General features: G+C 70.3%; 16 protein-coding genes and 1 CRISPR repeat array. Of the genes, 11 read left to right on the top strand and 5 right to left on the bottom strand.

What is annotated here, in order from left to right:
* Positions 1-129 precede the first annotated feature (129 nt).
* Positions 130-345 carry an alpha/beta hydrolase gene (locus ACFVIM_RS21380; protein ID WP_384303503.1) on the bottom strand — a complete coding sequence of 72 codons (216 nt, stop codon included), beginning with the start codon at positions 343-345 and terminating at the stop codon, positions 130-132.
* On the opposite strand from ACFVIM_RS21380, the gene ACFVIM_RS21385 reads away from it, so the two are divergent.
* The 4 genes from ACFVIM_RS21385 (at position 320) to ACFVIM_RS21400 (ending at position 3971) form a co-directional block, all read left to right on the top strand.
* Positions 320-763, top strand: coding sequence for a hypothetical protein (locus tag ACFVIM_RS21385; RefSeq protein WP_384303505.1), 444 nt, complete (start codon positions 320-322; stop codon positions 761-763). The genes ACFVIM_RS21380 and ACFVIM_RS21385 overlap by 26 nt on opposite strands.
* 641 nt (positions 764-1404) lie before the next feature.
* Positions 1405-2103 (top strand): hypothetical protein, encoded by a 699-nt coding sequence (locus ACFVIM_RS21390; protein WP_384303507.1) that lies wholly within the window; start codon positions 1405-1407, stop codon positions 2101-2103.
* A gap of 319 nt (positions 2104-2422) precedes the next feature.
* Complete coding sequence (locus tag ACFVIM_RS21395; RefSeq protein WP_384303509.1) at positions 2423-3433, top strand: NucA/NucB deoxyribonuclease domain-containing protein; 1011 nt, start codon at positions 2423-2425, stop codon at positions 3431-3433.
* A 16-nt stretch (positions 3434-3449) separates the two neighbouring features.
* On the top strand, positions 3450-3971 hold the full coding sequence (locus ACFVIM_RS21400) for a hypothetical protein (RefSeq protein WP_384303511.1): 522 nt from the start codon (positions 3450-3452) through the stop codon (positions 3969-3971).
* A 384-nt stretch (positions 3972-4355) separates the two neighbouring features.
* Here the strand turns inward: ACFVIM_RS21400 and ACFVIM_RS21405 are convergent, their stop codons facing one another.
* The gene (locus tag ACFVIM_RS21405) at positions 4356-6011 is read right to left on the bottom strand and encodes a beta-N-acetylhexosaminidase (RefSeq protein ID WP_384303513.1); all 1656 of its coding nucleotides are present in this window, start codon (positions 6009-6011) and stop codon (positions 4356-4358) included.
* Positions 6012-6150: 139 nt separating this feature from the next.
* Here ACFVIM_RS21405 and ACFVIM_RS21410 point away from each other — a divergent pair, with 139 nt between their 5' ends.
* Genes ACFVIM_RS21410 through ACFVIM_RS21430 form a run of 5 tightly spaced genes read left to right on the top strand, consistent with a single transcriptional unit; the run spans position 6151 to position 12352 of the window.
* Positions 6151-7512 (top strand): macrolide family glycosyltransferase, encoded by a 1362-nt coding sequence (locus ACFVIM_RS21410; protein ID WP_384303515.1) that lies wholly within the window; start codon positions 6151-6153, stop codon positions 7510-7512.
* Between the two features lie 7 nt (positions 7513-7519).
* The gene (gene rfbA, locus ACFVIM_RS21415; RefSeq protein WP_384303517.1) at positions 7520-8407 is read left to right on the top strand and encodes a glucose-1-phosphate thymidylyltransferase RfbA; all 888 of its coding nucleotides are present in this window, start codon (positions 7520-7522) and stop codon (positions 8405-8407) included.
* Positions 8404-9657 (top strand): macrolide family glycosyltransferase, encoded by a 1254-nt coding sequence (locus ACFVIM_RS21420; RefSeq protein WP_384303519.1) that lies wholly within the window; start codon positions 8404-8406, stop codon positions 9655-9657. Before rfbA ends, ACFVIM_RS21420 begins: the two co-directional genes overlap by 4 nt.
* The gene (locus ACFVIM_RS21425; protein WP_384303521.1) at positions 9654-10877 is read left to right on the top strand and encodes a macrolide family glycosyltransferase; all 1224 of its coding nucleotides are present in this window, start codon (positions 9654-9656) and stop codon (positions 10875-10877) included. Before ACFVIM_RS21420 ends, ACFVIM_RS21425 begins: the two co-directional genes overlap by 4 nt.
* The gene (locus tag ACFVIM_RS21430) at positions 10874-12352 is read left to right on the top strand and encodes a cytochrome P450 (protein WP_384303523.1); all 1479 of its coding nucleotides are present in this window, start codon (positions 10874-10876) and stop codon (positions 12350-12352) included. Before ACFVIM_RS21425 ends, ACFVIM_RS21430 begins: the two co-directional genes overlap by 4 nt.
* Positions 12353-12531: 179 nt before the next feature.
* A CRISPR array of direct repeats spans positions 12532-12925; the repeat unit is 28 nt; unit sequence GGTCCATCCCCGCGTGTGCGGGTTCGAC.
* A 277-nt stretch (positions 12926-13202) separates the two neighbouring features.
* On the opposite strand, the gene rfbB is transcribed toward ACFVIM_RS21430, so the two are convergent.
* From rfbB to ACFVIM_RS21445, 3 genes are all read right to left on the bottom strand, one after another.
* Positions 13203-14165: a dTDP-glucose 4,6-dehydratase gene (rfbB, locus tag ACFVIM_RS21435; protein WP_384303525.1), complete on the bottom strand. Its 963-nt coding sequence runs from the start codon at positions 14163-14165 to the stop codon at positions 13203-13205.
* Positions 14166-14253: 88 nt separating this feature from the next.
* Complete coding sequence (locus ACFVIM_RS21440) at positions 14254-15066, bottom strand: 4'-phosphopantetheinyl transferase (RefSeq protein ID WP_384303527.1); 813 nt, start codon at positions 15064-15066, stop codon at positions 14254-14256.
* Positions 15067-15115: 49 nt separating this feature from the next.
* Entirely contained in the window at positions 15116-15931 is an 816-nt protein-coding gene (locus ACFVIM_RS21445; protein ID WP_384303529.1) for a metallophosphoesterase family protein, read from the bottom strand.
* 416 nt (positions 15932-16347) lie between these two features.
* Between ACFVIM_RS21445 and ACFVIM_RS21450 the strand changes: the two genes are divergently transcribed.
* Together ACFVIM_RS21450 and ACFVIM_RS21455 are read left to right on the top strand one after the other, a co-directional pair.
* Positions 16348-16560 (top strand): DUF5988 family protein, encoded by a 213-nt coding sequence (locus tag ACFVIM_RS21450; protein WP_384303531.1) that lies wholly within the window; start codon positions 16348-16350, stop codon positions 16558-16560.
* 496 nt (positions 16561-17056) lie between these two features.
* The gene (locus ACFVIM_RS21455; RefSeq protein WP_384303533.1) at positions 17057-17743 is read left to right on the top strand and encodes an HAD family hydrolase; all 687 of its coding nucleotides are present in this window, start codon (positions 17057-17059) and stop codon (positions 17741-17743) included.
* Positions 17744-18014 lie beyond the last annotated feature (271 nt).

The raw sequence follows: 18014 nt of genomic DNA on the forward strand, positions 1-18014 counted from the left end.
CTCATGTGGATGACGCGGTGCCCCAGGGGGACCGCGAGCCCTCAGCCGGGTGCGGCGGGCCCGGCGAACCGCGGAGCCCTCAGGGCCCGGGTGCGGCGGGCCGGGGGGCCGGGTGCGGCGGAGCCCGCCTCAGTCGGCCAGCGCGCGGCGCAGCACGGCGAAGAGTTCGGCGTTGTGCCGCTGGGAGACATCGGCGGACAGGACGGCCTGCGAGCCGTGGAAGGTCCCGGGCCAGTGGTGCAGTTCGACCGGGACGCCCGCGTCGAGCAGGCGCGGCGCGTAGGCGTGGTTCTCGTCCCGGTTGGGGCACAGCTCCGCGGTGGCGTCGGCGACGGCCGCGATCACCCTGGACGACGAGGAGAACGGGACGGTGTGGCTGGCGCGCCCCGGCCCGTCCCAGCCGCTCGACGAGGTGCTGCTCGACCGGTTCGCCCTTGCCTCGGCGGCGGTCGTGGAGCGGTACGGTCCGGCCCGGACCAGCATGGGTGACCCCGCGCTCGCCGAACTCGTCATCAGCGCCGACAGCGACGAGGCGACCCGGGCGCGGGCGCTGCGGCTGCTCGGCTTCGCCGCCGGCCGGCCGGTGGAGGTGGTCGCCGTGCGCTCACCGCTGCCGCTGGCCCGGATCGCCACCCTGATCTGCCCGGAGGGGCTGGTGACGACGGCGCCGCTCGCGCGGGCCCTGAACATGGACCTGACCTCACCGACGGGGCTGACCCGGGCCCGGCTGGCACTGGTCGCCTGGCGGCTGCACGGGGGCTGAACCCGCCCCGGAGCCCTGGGCCGGGTCCGCGCGGCCCCGCCTGACCCGTGACGCCCGGCTCCCCCTGGGCCCCACCGAGGCTGGCGCCGTCGGCCGCAGCCGCGAGGACCCTGTCGTCATCAGCCCAGGAGGGATCGGAACCTCCGTCACCAGACCAGGGGTCTCAGTCCGTCGCCACCACGGGAAGCCTCAACCAGCTTAGTTGTCCGGCAGGCAAGGCGATAGCGCCTGCCCCCGAACGCCACGTACCGGAACCCACAGGGTTCGGCTACGTGCCCATTCGAGACGGCTACGCCGATCCAATCTGCGGATGATGGGCTGCTTGCGCCGAGGCGCCACAGCGTCCACGGGCTGCTCTCCGGCTGGACGTTAGAACCTCCGAGGCGACTGAAAAGACGCGCGGTCCACTGTCGAATACCCGTCGCGGATCACCAACCGCAGGTTGACCTCCAAGGCGATTCCCACATGGAATCACCTATTCCGTCGCAGCTGGTGCGCCAGGCTCCGCCCGCACTACCAGGCGATTGCCGTGAAGCACTTACACGGAGAGGCCACCAGCCCATCTAGGTGATCTGCGATTCCGTCACATATGACACGCCAGATATGTCAACCTCCCTGAGATAGGCAACCGAATGCAGTTTATGGACGAGAACCAAACCTGGCTGCGCGTGCTGACAAAGAACACGGCAAAGGTTGTGTCCCTTCCTGCCTGCAGCGCGACCGTCAAGCCGCCTCATTGCTTCACCACCAAGCTGACGGACAACAAGTCATTCATCGAGTGGTCCGTCAGGAAGCCGCGTACTGCCACCACGGCCGCGGACGCGGGTCAGGTACCCGCCGAAACTGGTGCCGCATGGGGGCCAGGTGTGCGCGGGCCGGCCGTCTTCAACGGCGTCGACCAAGTAGCTCTGCAGTCCTGTCTGGAGCTGGATCCCGACGCGTGCCTCTCCAACGTCCCAGGCTTGGCAGAGTGCGTTCGCACGGTCGGCCTGTGCAATGCGGACGGCCTTACGCACAGCCGGCAGCGGCTGGGCCAGAACACCACCTCGCCCATTCCAGCCGAGTCGGCAGAATCGATCCGTCAGCGTGCGGCGACCGCCTTTGGTGTCCCCGCGGGACAGGTAACCGTCACGTCCGGCCCCGTAGCGAGGCGGTTGTCCGCCGTGGACGGCGGAACGTGGGTGGCGCGATCGTCCAGCGCAACATCGGGACTGGAGCGCCGCGGACTGAGCTTCGAGGGATTCCAGGCGACATACGCGTCCTCAACTGGCCAGCTCCTCGAAGCGTGCTGGGGTCGCCTCTGCGACGGAACCACCTCAATACCCCTCGCTTCTCCGTGAAGCCCTTCACCGCCGAGCCGTGTCCGACTCCTGCCTCACGGGGAAAAACGCCATGAACCGTCGCATAGAAGAACTCCGACCGATACGCGCTGTCTCAGTGGCCTGCGCTCTCCTTCTAGTAGGCGCGGGCGGTGCCGCCGCGACGGGACCCGCACAGGATGACCATGCCAGCGGGTTCACCTTCACCGATGCCGCGAACATCCCAGCCGAGCAACTGCGGAACCTCAGTGATCCCGTTCCGCTCAGCGCCTATCGATCCGCCCGGGCTCGGACAACACAACAACCAGCACCACCTGCCCGCCAACGGCCGGTGGACGCTATGGACCTACGCACCGAATGCGCAAAGCATGAAGCAGCGGCCAAGACCGTCAAGGGGTGGCTCAAGAACCGCTTCGAAAGCTGCCAGAAACGGCCCTACGACCTAGTGATCCGAAACAAGAACGGCACCGAGACCATCGGCCGCCTCTGGTTCGACCAGTGGGTCCTCGGCTTCGCGTATGACGGGAGCCGCCGCGTCGACTACGTGTCCAGCATCGAGAACATCCGCGTTCAGACGGTCGGCAACGAGGACGCCACGAAGTGGCGCATCGGACAGTCCTACCGCAAAGCCGTCCACACCAGCTCCAGCGACCCGAACCCCAAGATCACCGAACCCCCAACCATCAAGCGCGAGGAACTCCTCGGGGTCTGGGAGACAGCACCGCACTGGGATCTCACCTACACCTCGCCGGACAAGGGACCCCAGCACGCCACGGGTAACCAACAGCGCGTCGCCGGGATGATTCACCTCGATCTCTTCGTGGACTCGCCAAACGCCACGTCCTACTCGCAGGTGGACGCCCACCGCTCGCGGATCCGCTTCGACTACGCCGGATCTGTCGCAGGCAAGCACAAGGGCACGGTCTTCCCTGATGCCAGGGTCGAACTGGTCATGAGCCGCAAGGACCCTGCCGTCAACGAGAGCGCGCTGCACATCTATGACGCGCTTGAGCGTCCAGAGCGAACCTTCCCTTCCTTCCTCGGCAAGCTCATCCCTGGGGAGAAGGACCCCCTGCACCGGCTCATCGACCCCAAGAAGCAAGACAGCAACCGGGATAAATCGATCAAGATGTGCAAGGAGATCTGGGGAGACTACTCGGGCACTCGCCTGCAGTGTGACGAATACCCGTTTGCCAGCACGCATGAAGGGTCCGCCAAGGGAGACAACAAGTACTCCGTGCGCCTGATCGATAAGACTGACAACGAAGAAGGCGGACGTATGCTCAACTCGATGTACACCCTCAACCGGGTACTCGACGGCGATCCCTTCTACCTCAAGATCACCTCCTAGTTCGACAAGGACCCGCATGGAACCGCTCACCGAGTACAACGTCCAGGCCCGACCGGACCGCTGCGTCGTGGAGGTGTACGACGCGGATGCTTACCTCGATGATGCCGAGGCCATGCGGGCTGCCGAGGTACAGGTGGTAGCCGGAAACGGCTACCACCTGTACCTCAAGAGCCTCCAGCCTGACATCAGAGTTGCTGTCACCATCCGAATCTGGGACCGGCCCCAGCGGCCACCCGCTGATGCCGAGGGCAGCACCCCGATCGACCTTGAATCCGTCACCGGAACCCTCGTGGTCAATCAGCTCTCCCTCGGGCCCGCAGGAACGATGGAACTTCCCCGGCCCGGCGTCTACGCCGGGCATGCGTGGTGGATCAACCGTGAGTCCAACCTGAAGCGCTACGAGACCGCCCTCTTCGGCCCCACCGAGGATGCCAGCGCTGTAGATACCCTGAGCCAGGCACTCGCTGAAAGTGCAGGCCATGAACAATACGTCCTCGACCTGTACTTCGTACGAGAGTCGGAGGACGACGAGGACTAGCCGGCGCTGTGACCGCGTCGCTTCGCCGGGCCAGCCACACCACTCGTGACCCAGGGAGTCGCCGACCTGGCGAACGTATGCGCTCACCACACGAGAGACCCGAGTCCGCATTGACGCTCTGATCGTGGAACTCGAAACCGGGCCAAGGCGGAGCGCGGCCTGTGAGCCGGAGGCGCGGCGATGAGTGCGTACCGCACCCAGTACGCGGGCAAGGCCGACAGAATCGGCCAGACCATGATCCCCAGGTCAAGGCCCGGTTCAACGACGCCGTGACCAGAACAAGCGCACACGTCCCCATCAGCCCAGGAGGGCTCGCCACACGACCCGGGCGGCGGACGCGCCGAAGGGGCGCGCCCCACCCACCCCGGGCGCGCCCCCGTCGCTTCAGCTGCCGTACGGCCAGGGAACGCCCGGCGCCCGGTAGTAGTTGACTCCGTCCTGGCGCAGTCGCGGTCCCTGTGCCGCCAGCCGTTCCCGGAAGGAGCCCCAGTTCAGCCCGGCCTCGCGGGTCCAGCCCAGTTCGGCGATGGCGAGCAGCCGGGGGAAGGCGAGGTGTTCGGTGGTGTCGTAGCCGAACACGGTGTCGGTGAAGAGGGGGGCCGCCACTCCGGTGACGGCGTTGGCGGGCAGGCCCTTCAGTACGGCCTCGGGGCGCCAGGAGTAGGCGTCCTTGACGGTGGTGGACCCGGCCCAGGTGTTGCCGGTGGGGTACTCAGGCTTCTCCGGGGTGTACTTCATATCGAGGTACGCCTCGGTCGCGGGCGCCATCACGATCTTCGCCCCGGCCTTGCCCGCCGCCACGACCTCGTCGTTGTTGACGCCGTTGATCCAGAAGGTGGCGGTCGCGCCCTTCGGGGTCAGTCCGGGCAGTGCCTCCTGCCAGCCGATGGGCTTCTTGCCGTGCTTGATGACCAGCGCGCTGACCTTGCGGAAGTACTCGGTGATCTGCGCGGGTGTACGGCCCTGGGTCTCGTCGCCGCCGATGTGGATGTACGGGCCGGGGGTCATCCTGGCGAGTTCGCCGATGACCTGGTCCATGAAGGTGTACGTGACGGGCTTCTCCACGCACATCCGGCCGTCGTCGCTCTTGAGGAAGCCGCTGTAGACGGGCGGGGCGGTGCCGTCGCAGTTGAGTTCGGCGTAGGAGGCGAGGGCGGCGTGGGCGTGGTCGGGGCCCTCGATCTCGGGGATCACGGTGATCCCGCGGGCCCACGCGTACTGGATGATGGAGGCGTACTGGGCCTTGGTGTAGAAGCCCTTGGTGACACCCGCCAGGCCGCTGCTGCCGCCGATCCGGGTCAGTTCGGGGCGTGAGGTGATCTCCACCCGCCAGCCCTGGTCGTCGGTGAGGTGGAGATGCAGATAGTTGATCTTGTACCGGGCGATGGTGTCGATATAGCGCTTGACGGCCTTCTCCGGCAGGAAGGTCCGGGCGACATCGAGCATGCTGCCCCGGTAGGCGTAGCGCGGCTGGTCCAGGACCCGGCCGCCCGCCACCGTCCACGGTCCGTCCACCCGGCCGCGGGCGTCGACCCGGACCGGCAGCAGCTGGCGCAGGGTCGCGACGCCGTTCATCAGTCCGGCGCGCCGGTCCGCGCGCAGGGTCACCGCGTCCTTGGTGACATCGAGCTGGTAGCCCTCGGGGTGGGTGACCTCGTTGGCGCCGCCGAGGACGATCCTGATGCCGTCCGCGCGGGCGCCGGGCCTCAGCTCGGTCACCGGCAGCTCATAGCCGGTGGGGCGGCGCAGCACGGAGCCGAGGAGGTCGGCGGCGGCGCGGGCGTCGGCCGAGCCCGCGCTGGCCTGGATGGCGTCGCCCGCGCCGAGGGTGAAGACGGTGCCGGGTTCGGCCCGGACGCTCACCGGCGCGGGGACCACCCGGTCCAGCGGCACGGCGGCACGGGCCGCGCCCGGGGCCGCCGGACGGTCCGCCGCCGCGGCGGTCGTCAGGGTCCCGGTGACCGCCATGAGGGCCGCGAGGCCGGTCAACTTCAGCCGTCGGCCCCGGCGTCCGCCGGGCGCTGTCACTGTGCTCTTCATCCGTACCGCGTCTCCTTCTCTCCGCTGACTGGGGGTGTGACGTGGTGCACGATCAGCTTGGTGGTTGCGGTCTAGCGAGAGACCTAGTCTTGGTCCCCGACGGCGGCCGGGGGCCTCCGGGCGTGGACATACTCACGCCGTGAACGGACGATCCGGACAGAACCGAACGCCCTTCCCCCGTACACCCCGTCCCGGCGACGGCCCCGGCCAGGACGGTGTGCCCGACCCCCGGAGACACACGGACGCCGGGCCAGGACCGCGCGGCGGCCGTGGCGGCCATATCGGCGTGTTCACCTTCCCCGCGTACGCGCATATCGCGCCCGCCCTGCCCACCCTGGCCGAGCTGGTGCGGCGCGGGCACCGGGTGAGCTGCTTCGTGGCGGAGCGCTTCACCGAGATGGTCGCCGCGGTGGGCGCGGACCCCGTGGTGTATCCCTCCGACTTCCCCTGGTCCGACGGGATAAGAGGGGACGGCCTTGAGGGCATGCTGCACTTCTTCGCCGAGGGCCACGCTCCCCTGCGTACGGCGGTGGAGCTCTTCCGCGACGATCCGCCCGACCTCCTCGCCCATGATCTGGCGGCCTCCGAGGCCGCGCGGCTGCTGGCGCGCGAGCGGGGCGTCCCGGTGGTGCAGCTGTGCTGCACCTTCGCCTCCAGCGCCGACTTCTCCATGACGGAGCGTCAGTTCGCCGAGACCACCGCGCCGCCCCCGCAGACCCCGATCACCGCCGACCATCCGGAGATCGTCACCTTCCTGGAGCGCCGGGCGGCACTGCTGCGGGAGTGCGGGGTGGCGGACCTCCCGCTGGACGGCTTCGGCGCGGAGCACGGACCCAACGTGGTCTTCCTGCCGAAGGCGTTCCAGATCGCGCCGGAGACCTTCGACGACCGGTTCACCTTCATCGGGCCCGCCCTGCCGACCCCGCCGCCGGCGGACGAGGGCTGGCGGCCGCCCGGTGACGGACGGCGGGTGGCGCTGCTCTCCCTCGGCAGCTCCTACACCCCCGACCAGAGCGCCTTCCTGCGCTTCTGCGCACAGGCGCTGGCCGACGACGGCTGGCATGTGGTGACGACCCTGGGCAACCGCGCCCGCGCCGAGGAACTGGGCGAGCTGCCACGGACCGTGGAGATACACCCCTGGCTCAACCACGCGGAGGTGCTGCGCCACGCCTCGGTCTTCGTGACCCACTCCGGGATGGGCAGCGTGATGGAGTCCCTGGACCACGGGGTGCCGATGGTGCTCGTCCCCTTCCATGAGGAGCAGCGGGTCATCGCCCAGCAGGCGCAGGACCTCGGCCTCGGCAGGAAGCTGCTGCGGGAGACCATCACCCCCGGCGCCCTGCGCGCCGCCGCCGGGGAGGCCGCCACCAGCCCCCGGGTCCGGGACGCGGTCGCGTCGATGCGCCGTCAGGTGCGCGGGTGCGGTGGCGCCGCGCTCGGCGCGGACGTCATCGAGTCACTGCTGGACCCGGCCCGAACCCCGATCCCCTCAGGGAAGTGATGTACCGATGAAAGGCATCATCCTCGCCGGAGGCGCGGGCACCCGGCTGCACCCGGTGACCCTCGCCGTCTCCAAGCAACTCCTGCCCGTCTACGACAAGCCGATGATCTACTATCCGCTCTCGGTGCTGATGCTGGCGGATATCCGCGACATCCTGATCATCTCCACCGCCGAGGACCAGCCGCTCTTCCAACGGCTGCTGGGTGACGGCTCCGATCTGGGACTGCGACTGACCTACGCGGTCCAGCCGGAGCCCAAGGGCCTGCCGGAGGCGTTCATCATCGGCGCCGACCACATCGGCGGCGACTCGGTGGCGCTGATCCTCGGCGACAACATCTTCTACGGCCCCGGCATGGCGGACTACCTCCGGGAGAGCCGCCGTGACCTGGACGGCTGTGTGCTCTTCGGCTATCACGTCTCCGACCCGGAGCGGTACGGAGTGGGCGAGGTGGACGCGGCAGGGCGGCTGCTGTCGATAGAGGAGAAGCCCGAACGGCCGCGTACCAACCGGGCCATCACCGGGCTGTACCTCTTCGACAACCGGGCCGTGGACATCGCCAAGAACCTGGTGCCCTCGGCCCGGGGCGAACTGGAGATCACCGATGTGATCCGGCCCTACCAGCACTCCGGGAAGGCCCGGGTGGTCGATCTCGGCCAGGGCTTCGCCTGGCTCGACACCGGCACCCATGACTCCCTGCTGGACGCGGGCCAGTACGTCCAGGTGCTGGAGCGGCGCCAGGGCGTGCGTATCGCCTGTATCGAGGAGATCGCGCTGCGGCAGGGCTTCATCGACCCCGACGCCTGCCACCGCCGCGGTGAGGCGCTCCCCAAGACCGGCTACGGCCAGTACGTGATGCGGATCGCCCAGCGGGCGCGCGAGGAGGCGGCCCAGTGAGCACGCAGCGCACAGCGCAGAACGCGCCGAAGAGCACGGGACGGCATATCGCCTTCTTCAACTATCCGGCGCACGGCCATGTCAACCCGACCCTGCCCGTGGTCGCCGAACTGGTCGCCCGGGGCCACCGGGTGACCTATGTGGTCGCCTCGCACTTCGCGGACGTGGTCGCGGCGACCGGCGCCGAGGTCATCGCGTACGAGTCGCTGGTGCCCAAGCAGTGGAACACCGAGGCCATCCCGTCCAGGATCACCGGCGACCATCTCGCCGAGGCGGCCATCGCCCATCTGCGCGAGGCCCTGGAGCCGCTGCCCGAGGTCGAGCGGCGGCTCGGGGACGACCGCCCCGAGCTGATGGTCTACGACGCGTTCGGATACGCGGCGGGCCGGCTGCTGGCGCGGACCTGGAAGGTGCCGTCGGTGATGACGGCGACCACCTTCGTCGCCAACGAGAAGGTCAACCCGTACGCCAAGCTGGCCGGGACCGTCGAGCCGCCCGACCCCGGGCACCCGGCGCTCGCCCGCTACACCGAGCTGCTGCGCACCACCCTGGACGCGCACGGGCTGACCGGGGTGTCGAACGAGGAGTTCGCGGGCGCCCCCGAGGAGCGGACGGTGGTCTTCGTACCGCCGGAGTTCCAGCCGGGGATCGAGTCCTTCGACGAGCGGCACGTCTTCGTCGGGCCCTGTATCGGCGACCGGGCCCACCAGGGTGAGTGGCGGCCGCCCACGGGGGACCGCCCGGTGGTCCTGGTGGCACTCGGCAGCTTCGGCTACGAGAACCAGGCCGGGTTCTACCGGGACGCCCGGGACGCCCTCGCCGATCTGCCCTGGCATGTGGTGCTGTCGCTCGGCGGCCTGGTCACACCCGAGGACCTCGGCCCGCTGCCGCCGAACGTGGAGGCCCGGCCGTGGGTGCCGCAACTGGCGGTGCTGGAGAAGGCGTCGGCCTTCATCTCCCACGCCGGGATGGGATCCACCATGGAGGCGCTGTACCACGGGGTGCCGCCCGTGGTGGTGCCGCGCACCGGAGAGCAGGAGCTGGTCGCCGAGCGCGTCACCGAGCTGGGTCTGGGCCGTTCGGTGGCGCCCGGGGAGGTCACCGCGGACCGGCTGCGCTCCGCCGTACTGGGGCTGGCCGTCGACGGCCGCGCCCAGCGGCGGGTGGGACGGCTCGCGCGCTCCCTCGTGGAGCGGCGCGGCCCGGCGCTGGCGGCGGACGCCATCGAAGCCCGGCTGGAGGGCCCGTGAGCGGCCGTCATCTGCTGGTACTGCCCTATCCGGCGTACGGCCATATGATGCCCGCCCTGCCGGTGGTCGCCGCCCTGGTCGAGCGGGGCCACCGGGTCACCTGCTTCACCACCGGCGAGTTCGAGGAGCGGGTGCGCGCCACGGGGGCGACCCCGCGGAGGTACGAACCGCCGCCGTCGTCGGCGCCGCCGCCGGAGAACGTCGACGCCGACGAGGCCGCGCGCTCGGCGCTGCGGCTGCTGGACGCCAGCACGGCGGTGCTGCCCTCGATCGAGGAGGGCTGCGACGGGGTGCCGGACGCGGTCGTCTACGACACCACGCTGTGGCTGACGGGACGGCTGCTGGCGGCGCGCTGGCGGCGGCCGAGCGTCCAGCTGTCACCGACATTCGTCTCGAACGAGCACTTCTCGCTGGCGGAGCGGATGCAGCGGTTCTCCGGACCGGTCGATCCGGGCCATCCGGCGCTCGCGGAGTTCGCCACCCGGCTGGGCGAGGCCATCACGGGCAGCGGGCTGCGGGAGGAGCAGCAGGCCGAACTCTTCCACGGCTACCAGGAGTTCACGGTGGCCTTCCTGCCACAGCGGTTCCAGATCGCGGGCGACACCTTCGACGGACGGCACGCCTTCGTGGGCCCGGCGCTCACCGACCCCACCGAGCCCACCGCACCGGCCGCCTGGCAGCCGCCGGAGGGTGGCGCTCCGGTGCTGCTGGTCTCCCTGGGCACCACGGTCAACCATGACGCGGGGTTCTTCCAGCGCTGTGTGCGCGCCTTCGCCGATCTGCCCTGGCACACGGTGCTCGCGCTGGGCGGCCGGATCGACCTGGCCGACTTGGGCCCGCTGCCGCCGAATGTGGAGGCCCACCGCTGGGTCCCGCTCGGCGCGGTGCTGCGGCACGCGTCGGTGTTCCTGTGCCAGTCGGGGATGGGCAGCATCATGGCGGCGCTGGCCGCCGGGGTGCCGATGGTGGCGGTCCCGCACCACCCGGAGCAGTACGTCAACGCCGAGCGGCTCGGCGAACTCGGCCTCGCCGAGGTGGTCCAGCGCGAGGAGGCCACCCCGGAGGCGCTGCGCGCGGCCGTGGCCCGGGTCGCCGCCGACGACGGGATAAGGGACCGGATCGCCGCGATGTGCGCCGAGGTCCGCGCGGCGGGCGGCGCCCACCGGGCCGCCGAGGTGATCGAGGACCGGCTGCGGAGCGTCATCGAGGAGGCCGCATGAGCACGCCGCGCACGGGCCGTACGGAGCCGCCCGACCTCGAACGGTACGACACAGAGGAGCCGGACGACACAGAGGAGTTGGACCGCCCCAGCGGCCCCACCGTCACCGGTACCGGTGACGGCCCCCTGGCCCCCGCCCCGGTGGTCCCGGACTCCCCCGGGCCCGGGACCGGTCCTGACGGCGCGGACGACCCCGTAAACCCGGCGGAGGCGCACGGCGCGGCACCGTCGCGGTGTCCCGTCAGCGGGACGGGCGCCCGCCCCGGTGGCACGGCGGCGGCGCCCGTGGAGCTGCCCCGGCACCGCACCTCGCCGTTCGACCCGCCCGAGGCGTACGCGGGGCTGCGGGAGCGCTGTCCCGTGGCGCCGCTGCGGCTGACCCTGGGTCCGGGCGACGGTGACGGCTGGCTGGTCACCCGGCTCGCCGACGCCCGCGCGATCCTCAGCGACCGGCGGTTCAGCCACCGCAACGAGCTGATCGGGCTGCCGCTGCCACCGCCCTTCCCACTGACCGAGTACGCCCCGCCGCCCGCCGCGCCCGGCGCCTTCATCAAGATGGACCAGCCGGAGCACTCCCGCTACCGACGGCTGATCGCCAAGCGGTTCACCATGCGGGGCATCAACGCCCTCACCCCGATGATCACCCGGATCACGGAGGAGTCCCTGGACGCCATGGAGGCCGCCGGGAAGCCGGTGGACCTGGTGAAGCACTTCGCCGAGCCGCTGCCGGTACGGGTGATGTGCGAGATGCTCGGCGTGCCCGACGAGGTCCGGGGACCACTCGGTGACCATCTGGCCCTGCTGGGGCGGATGGAGTACTCCCTGGAAGAACTCATCACCGCGTGTACGGTCATCGCCGAACAGCTCCAGGGGCTGCTCGCGGCCAAGCGGGCCGAGCCCGCCGACGATCTGCTCAGCGAGCTGGCGGCGGGCGGCAAGGTCACCGACGAGGAGTGGGTGAACATCGCCTGGGCGCTGCTCGGCGGTGGCTTCGACACCACGATGAACATGCTGGCGCTCGGCACGTTCGCGCTGCTGACCCGGCCCGAACAGCTCGCGGCCATCCGGGACCGGCCGGAGCTGGTGGACAACGCCGTCGAAGAGCTGCTGCGCTATCTGACGATCTCCCACTTCGGTGCCAGCCGGGCCGCCCTGGCGGATGTGGAACTGCACGGCACCCGGATCGCGAAGGGGGACACGGTGGTGGTGGCACTGCCCGCCGCCAACCGGGACCCGGCCCACTTCGGGACGCCGGACACCCTGGACATCACCGCGCCGACCCAGGGCCATGTGGCCTTCGGCCACGGTGAGCACCAGTGCGTCGGACAGCACATGGCGCGCGGTGTGCTGCGGATCGCCTATCCGGCCCTGTTCCGCCGCTTCCCCACCCTGCGGCTGGCCACCGCCCCCGACGAGGTACCACTGCGGGAGGACATGCTCCACTACGGCGTCCATGAACTGATGGTGACCTGGTGAACCACGAGGTCGTGTCCGCGACGTAGCGCCGTTCTCCCCCGGGACGAGGTCCAGGGGGAGAACGGCCGGGGGCGTCCGGTGCGGGCGGGTGTCGCGGGCCAGGCGGGACTTTCCGGCCACGACGTAGCTGCGGCTGGTGCGGAACACCCGCATGAGCTCGCAGCGCGTGGGGGACGGTCGGTTCGCCCCCGCGTGTGCGGGTTCGACGGGACGACCTTGTGCAGCCGCCGCAGCCCGCTCGGTCCATCCCCGCGTGTGCGGGTTCGACCTGCCGGAGCAGTACCTGGGGGACCTGTGCGCGGGTCCATCCCCGCGTGTGCGGGTTCGACCACGGCGCGCCGGGCGGCGGCCGGGGGCGCCGGGGTCCATCCCCGCGTGTGCGGGTTCGACACCGCCAGGAACGCGCTGCTGGCCATCAGCCGGGGTCCATCCCCGCGTGTGCGGGTTCGACAGCCCGTCTGCGCTCTGCTTCTGAGCCGCCAGCGGTCCATCCCCGCGTGTGCGGGTTCGACGGACCGCCTGCGGCGCGCATCGTCTCGGCCGCGGGTCCATCCCCGCGTGTGCGGGTTCGACACTTGCTGACCTGGTGTTCTACCGACCGGTAACACGTTTTTGCTTTAGTTGCTTTCGGCTGTTCACGGTCCTCGTGCCCTCGCGCCCTTGATGGATTGACGTTCTCTCACGCTACCGGTCCGGCCGCCGTCCCGTTCCCGGACCGTGCTTCAGGTAGAGCCCTGCTGGGTTCCTCCGCCCTCGCGGAGACCGCATCAGAGGGATCGACAAGGAATCGCACGGACAGGGTGGCCGCCGGAGGGATCCGGTGGCCACCCTGTCGTGCGGATGAGGGAAGTCAACGGGCGTCGGCGGACCACCAGGAGGTGTTGTCGCGGTACCAGTCGACCGTGGAGCGCAGTCCGTCGGCGAAGTCGACGGCGGGGGTGAACCCCAGCTTGGTGATCTTGCCGAGGTCCAGCGAGTACCGCAGGTCATGGCCCTTGCGGTCGGCGACATGGCGGATGCTCGACGCGTCGGCGCCGAGCAGTTCGATCAGCCGGTGGGTGATCTCGGCGTTGGTGACCTCGACGCCGCTGCCGATGTTGTAGATCTCCCCGGCGCTGCCCTGGGTGAGGACCAGCTGGATCGCGGCGCAGTGGTCGGTGACATGGAGCCACTCGCGGACGTTGCGCCCGTCGCCGTAGAGCGGGACGGTCCCGCCGCGCAGGAGGTTCGTGATGAAGAGCGGGATCAGCTTCTCGATGTTCTGGTACGGGCCGTAGTTGTTGGAACAGCGGGTGATCCGCACATCGAGACCGTGGGTGCGCCAGGCGGCCCGGGCGCACAGGTCGCTGCCCGCCTTGGAGGCGGAGTAGGGCGAGTTGGGCAGCAGCGGCTCGTTCTCGTCCCAGGAGCCGGTCTCGATCGATCCGTACACCTCGTCGGTGGAGACATGGACGAAGGTGGCGACCTCGGCCGTCACGGCGGCGTCGAGGAGCTGCTGGGTGCCGAGCACATTGCTGGACATGAACGGGGCCGCGCCGACGAGGGAGCGGTCGACATGGGACTCGGCCGCGAAGTGGACGACGGCGTCATGGCCGGGCAGCTGGGCGGCGAGCGCCTGCGGGTCCCGGATGTCCCCCTGGACGAACGTGAGCCGTTCATGGCCGATGGGCAGGTTGGCGGTGTTCCCCGCGTAGGTGAGCAGGTCGAACACGGTGATCTCGGCGTCCTCGTAACCGGCGTACTCTCCGGCGAGCATGGCGCGTACGTACTGGGAGCCGATGAATCCCGCGCCACCAGTGACGAATACCTTCACGTTGTCTGCCTCTCCTCGACGAGCGGTCGGTGCATGGTCCGCGGGGGTCGGCCGGCCCGGCGAGCGCGACATCGCGCGTGTGATTCCATCATCGGCCAGACCCGCCTAGGCGAATCCCTACAGGACCCTCCAGCTCCTCCGCACGCCCGCCACGCGCCCCGGGGGCCACGACGGCGATGGCGGTCACCACCAGGTCCCGCTCGATCAGCCAGCGGCCCCGCAGGACCCCGGTCTCACCGCCGGGCAGGGCGGGCCGGGCCAGGGGCTCGCCCCGGGGGCCCGTCAGCCGGGCGGTGAAGGAGCCCGAGGCGGCGACCGTGCCCGGGGAGGCCGCGGGAGGTGCGCCGCCGTCGTCATCGCCGGGGAGGCCGTCGAAGACCTCGAAGGCTATGTCGGCGCTCTCGAAGTCCAGCCGCTGTCCGGTGTGGGTGTACCAGGACTTGTAGATGGACTCCTTCGCGCTGAACAGCACCCGGCCGAAGTGGAGCAGGGGCCGGGCGCGGCGCTCGGCGGCGAGCCGGGCACGCTCGGCGGGCAGGGCGATGACCTCCTCGACGCCGTCCGGGAGCGGGCCGTGCGGCTCGGCGTCGACCCCGATCATGAGGAAGTCCCCCGCCTCCGCCAGTGCGGCGGCCCGGTAGCCCGCGCAGTGGGTGAGACTGCCCACCACGGAGTCGGGCCAGCGCGGGGCGCCATGGCGGTCGGGGAGGACCGGCCCCTCGGGGCGCCCCAGTTCGCGCAGGGCGGCGCGGGCGCAGTGGCGCACCGTGGTGAACTCCCGGCGGCGGCTGTCGACGGCACGGGCGACCAGCGGCTCCTCCTCGGGGTGCAGCACGGCGCCGACCGGGTCCTCGAACGCCTCATGGACGATGACCCCCGGCGGCAGAAGTCGACGGAGCATGGGATTCCCTTCCCCTGCCTGGCAATGGGCGGACGCGGCGGACGGGCGATCAGCGGACGAGGACACGGCGGGGCCGCTGGGTGCCGGGATGGCCCGGCCGCATCCACTCGCGTGGATAGCCGACCGAGACCTCCTCGAAGCGCACCCCGTCGTGCCAGGTGGTGCGCGGAATGTGCAGATGTCCGTAGACCATGGCGGCGGTACGGAACCGGGTGTGCCAGTCGGCGGTGGCGTCGGTGCCGCACCACAGCGCGAACTCCGGGTAGCGCAGGATCCGGGTGGGCTCGCGCACCAGCGGGTAGTGGTTGGCGAGCACGAGCGGGATCTCGGGGTCCACCTCGGCCAGCCGGGCCTCCGTCTCCTTGATCCGCGCGTGGCACCACGCCTCCCGGGTCGGGTACGGATCGGGGTGGAGCAGGAACTCGTCCGTGCACACCACGCCCCGCTCGTGCGCGGCGGCGAGCGCCTCCTCCTGGGTGAGGTGGGGGGAGGTGCGCCAGGTGTAGTCGTACAGCAGGAAGAGCGGGGCCACGGCCACCGGACCGCCCGCGCCCTCCCAGAGCGGATAGGGGTCCTCGGGGGTCACCACGCCCAGATCACGGCAGAGGTCGACGAGATAGCGGTAGCGCTCGACCCCGCGCAGCTGGACCGGGTCCTCGCGCGGGGTCCACAGCTCGTGGTTGCCCGGGGCCCAGATCACCTTGGCGTAGACCCGGCTGAGCGCCTCCAGCGCCCAGGCGATGTCCTCGGTCCGCTCACCGACGTCCCCGGCGACGATCAGCCAGTCCCCGTCGGACTCGGGGCGAAGGTCCGCCACGATCTTGCGATTCTCCTCGTAGGCGACGTGGAGATCGCTGATGGCCAACAGTTCTCCCTGCATCTTCCTGCCTGTTCGACGGGGGCTGAGTGACGAGAACGTAACCGCGCCCGGCCGACGCGCCGATGGCGGCGGCGGGGAGGTCTAGCACTCTCACCAGTCCTGACGGTTGGTTCAAACCAGTTTGGTACCCAGCACGGACACTGGTCGCATGACATCAGTGGAGTCGGCGCCCGCACAAGCGGCGAGCGCCCTTCACCCCGCGTGATCAAGGGAACAGGACGGCGGCGGCCCGGGTCCCGGCACCACCGCGCATGCGCGTCCATGACCTCACGCCGTCAGTGCACGGTGCTACCGCCCGTCCCCGCGAGGCCCCCCGGGCCTGAGCGTCCTCGTGGGGGCCGCCCGCCCCGCCCGGCGGACGGCCCCCGCGACGAGATCCCTGCGAAGAGAGGCAGACAGTCGTGACGCACTCCCCCAATGTCCTGCTCGTCGGCGGGCCTTCGGAGCTCGACACCAACCAGCGGATCCGCTACGTGGCCAACAGGGAGGAGAAGGTGAAGGTCTTCCGGGGTCACCGCTATGAGCACTTCGAACCCACCTCGGAAGTACGGACGGAGGATGGCCACGAGTATCAGGTGTTCGTCTGGACACAGTGCACCTATGTCGCGGAGTGAGTGAATCCGACCCTGATTCACCGGCTTCACCGGCGCGCCGTGCCAACGCCCTCGGGGGTGGTGGCACGGCGCGTTGTTCTGTGTGGAGTCCCTGTGGAGGCTTCCGGTGGGACGGGCCGTCTCCTGTCCACCGGGGCGGTCGCCCGTGTTAGCTCTTGTGAGGGCGACTCCGCCGACGCCACCGGGGCGATGAATTCAACGAGCGTATTAGCATACGCGTAATTCATGCATCTCGTATCGCTTAATCCGGATTCATTGACTGTCTTCCCGCAGAAAATTAGCGTTGCTCTCGCTATCTCAGTCCGGCTCTGTTGTGCGTGTGACGCACCCTACGCGCGGCCGACCCTCATGTGTGGCCCGGCCGCCGCGTCCCCGCACCTGGATACAGCTTCTGTACGCACGGGTCTCTCACCGTGCCCGCAGTGCGTCGCCACCGAACGCGCCTGTCTCCGCCGGCCGGACCGTGCCCCATCACCTCACGAAGGGCAGCGATCGAATGTCAGAAATCTTCCCATGGACCCCGGCCGCCATCGTTTTCGACTGTGACGGCACCCTGATGGACAGCGAACGCCATTGGCAGGACGCCCGGGACCATGTACTCCGGGAATACGGGGTGACCCCGACCGAGGAGTTCGCCGAACAGTCCAAGGGGGTGCACTACACGGAATGCGGTCGGCTCATGGCGGAGACCGCCAAAGCGCCTTCCCTCGCCGAGGAGATGACGGAGAAACTCCTGCGCGCCTTCAGAACCCTGGTGGCCGAGAATCCGGTGACGACTCCGGGTGCGCGTGAAGTGGTCGCCCGCACGGCGGAGTTCGCCCCGCTGGCGGTGGCGAGCAACTGCCCCCGGGATGTCGTCGAGGAGGGCCTGGAGACGGCGGGTCTGCTGCGGCACTTCTCCCATGTGGTGGTGCCCTCGCGCGAAGTACGCCCCAAACCGGAACCCGATGTCTATCTGAGAGCCGCCGCCGCCTGCGGGGCGGATCCAGGGGACTGCCTGGCCGTGGAGGACTCGCTGTGCGGGATCCGCTCGGCGGTACGGGCGGGGCTGCGGGTGCTGGGGGTGGGGCCACGGCCGGACCGGGAGAGCCTCGCCATGTCCGACCACTGGGTGCGCTCCCTGGGCGACCGCTCGTTCCTGTGCTGGGTGGAGAGCCGGGCCCTGCTGGGCGCGGTGCGTTGATGACACGTGTCATCAACGTGACCGGACGGTGTGGGCCGGTGGCCGTGGTGTGACCGTGCCATGTCCGGTGGATGGGAGGCGAGCCCGGGCCGGTCGGCCGGAGTGCCAGGCCGGATCGGGCGATCGGGGTCGTGTGCCGTCTCTGGGCGGGCCCCGGGTGCCGGTGTCGGCCGGGGGGGGCCGGACCGTGCCGTACGGGGCCGTACGGGCCGCCGCCGTCCGGCGGGAGGGGAACGGCGGACGGCGGTGGGGGGCGGGTCACCTCGTGAGG

Origin of the sequence: Streptomyces sp. NPDC057638, assembly GCF_042800315.1 — a bacterium.
GTDB lineage: Bacteria > Actinomycetota > Actinomycetes > Streptomycetales > Streptomycetaceae > Streptomyces.

What these genes read in the sequence shown, in the direction of transcription:
- ACFVIM_RS21390 (WP_384303507.1), top strand. Translation starts at nt 1,405, where the DNA reads ATGGACGAGAACCAAACCTGGCTGCGCGTGCTGACAAAGAACACGGCA.
- ACFVIM_RS21395 (WP_384303509.1), top strand. Translation starts at nt 2,423, where the DNA reads ATGGACCTACGCACCGAATGCGCAAAGCATGAAGCAGCGGCCAAGACC.
- ACFVIM_RS21400 (WP_384303511.1), top strand. Translation starts at nt 3,450, where the DNA reads ATGGAACCGCTCACCGAGTACAACGTCCAGGCCCGACCGGACCGCTGC.
- ACFVIM_RS21405 (WP_384303513.1), bottom strand. Translation starts at nt 6,011, where the DNA reads ATGAAGAGCACAGTGACAGCGCCCGGCGGACGCCGGGGCCGACGGCTG.
- rfbA (WP_384303517.1), top strand. Translation starts at nt 7,520, where the DNA reads ATGAAAGGCATCATCCTCGCCGGAGGCGCGGGCACCCGGCTGCACCCG.
- ACFVIM_RS21430 (WP_384303523.1), top strand. Translation starts at nt 10,874, where the DNA reads ATGAGCACGCCGCGCACGGGCCGTACGGAGCCGCCCGACCTCGAACGG.
- ACFVIM_RS21440 (WP_384303527.1), bottom strand. Translation starts at nt 15,066, where the DNA reads ATGCTCCGTCGACTTCTGCCGCCGGGGGTCATCGTCCATGAGGCGTTC.
- ACFVIM_RS21455 (WP_384303533.1), top strand. Translation starts at nt 17,057, where the DNA reads ATGTCAGAAATCTTCCCATGGACCCCGGCCGCCATCGTTTTCGACTGT.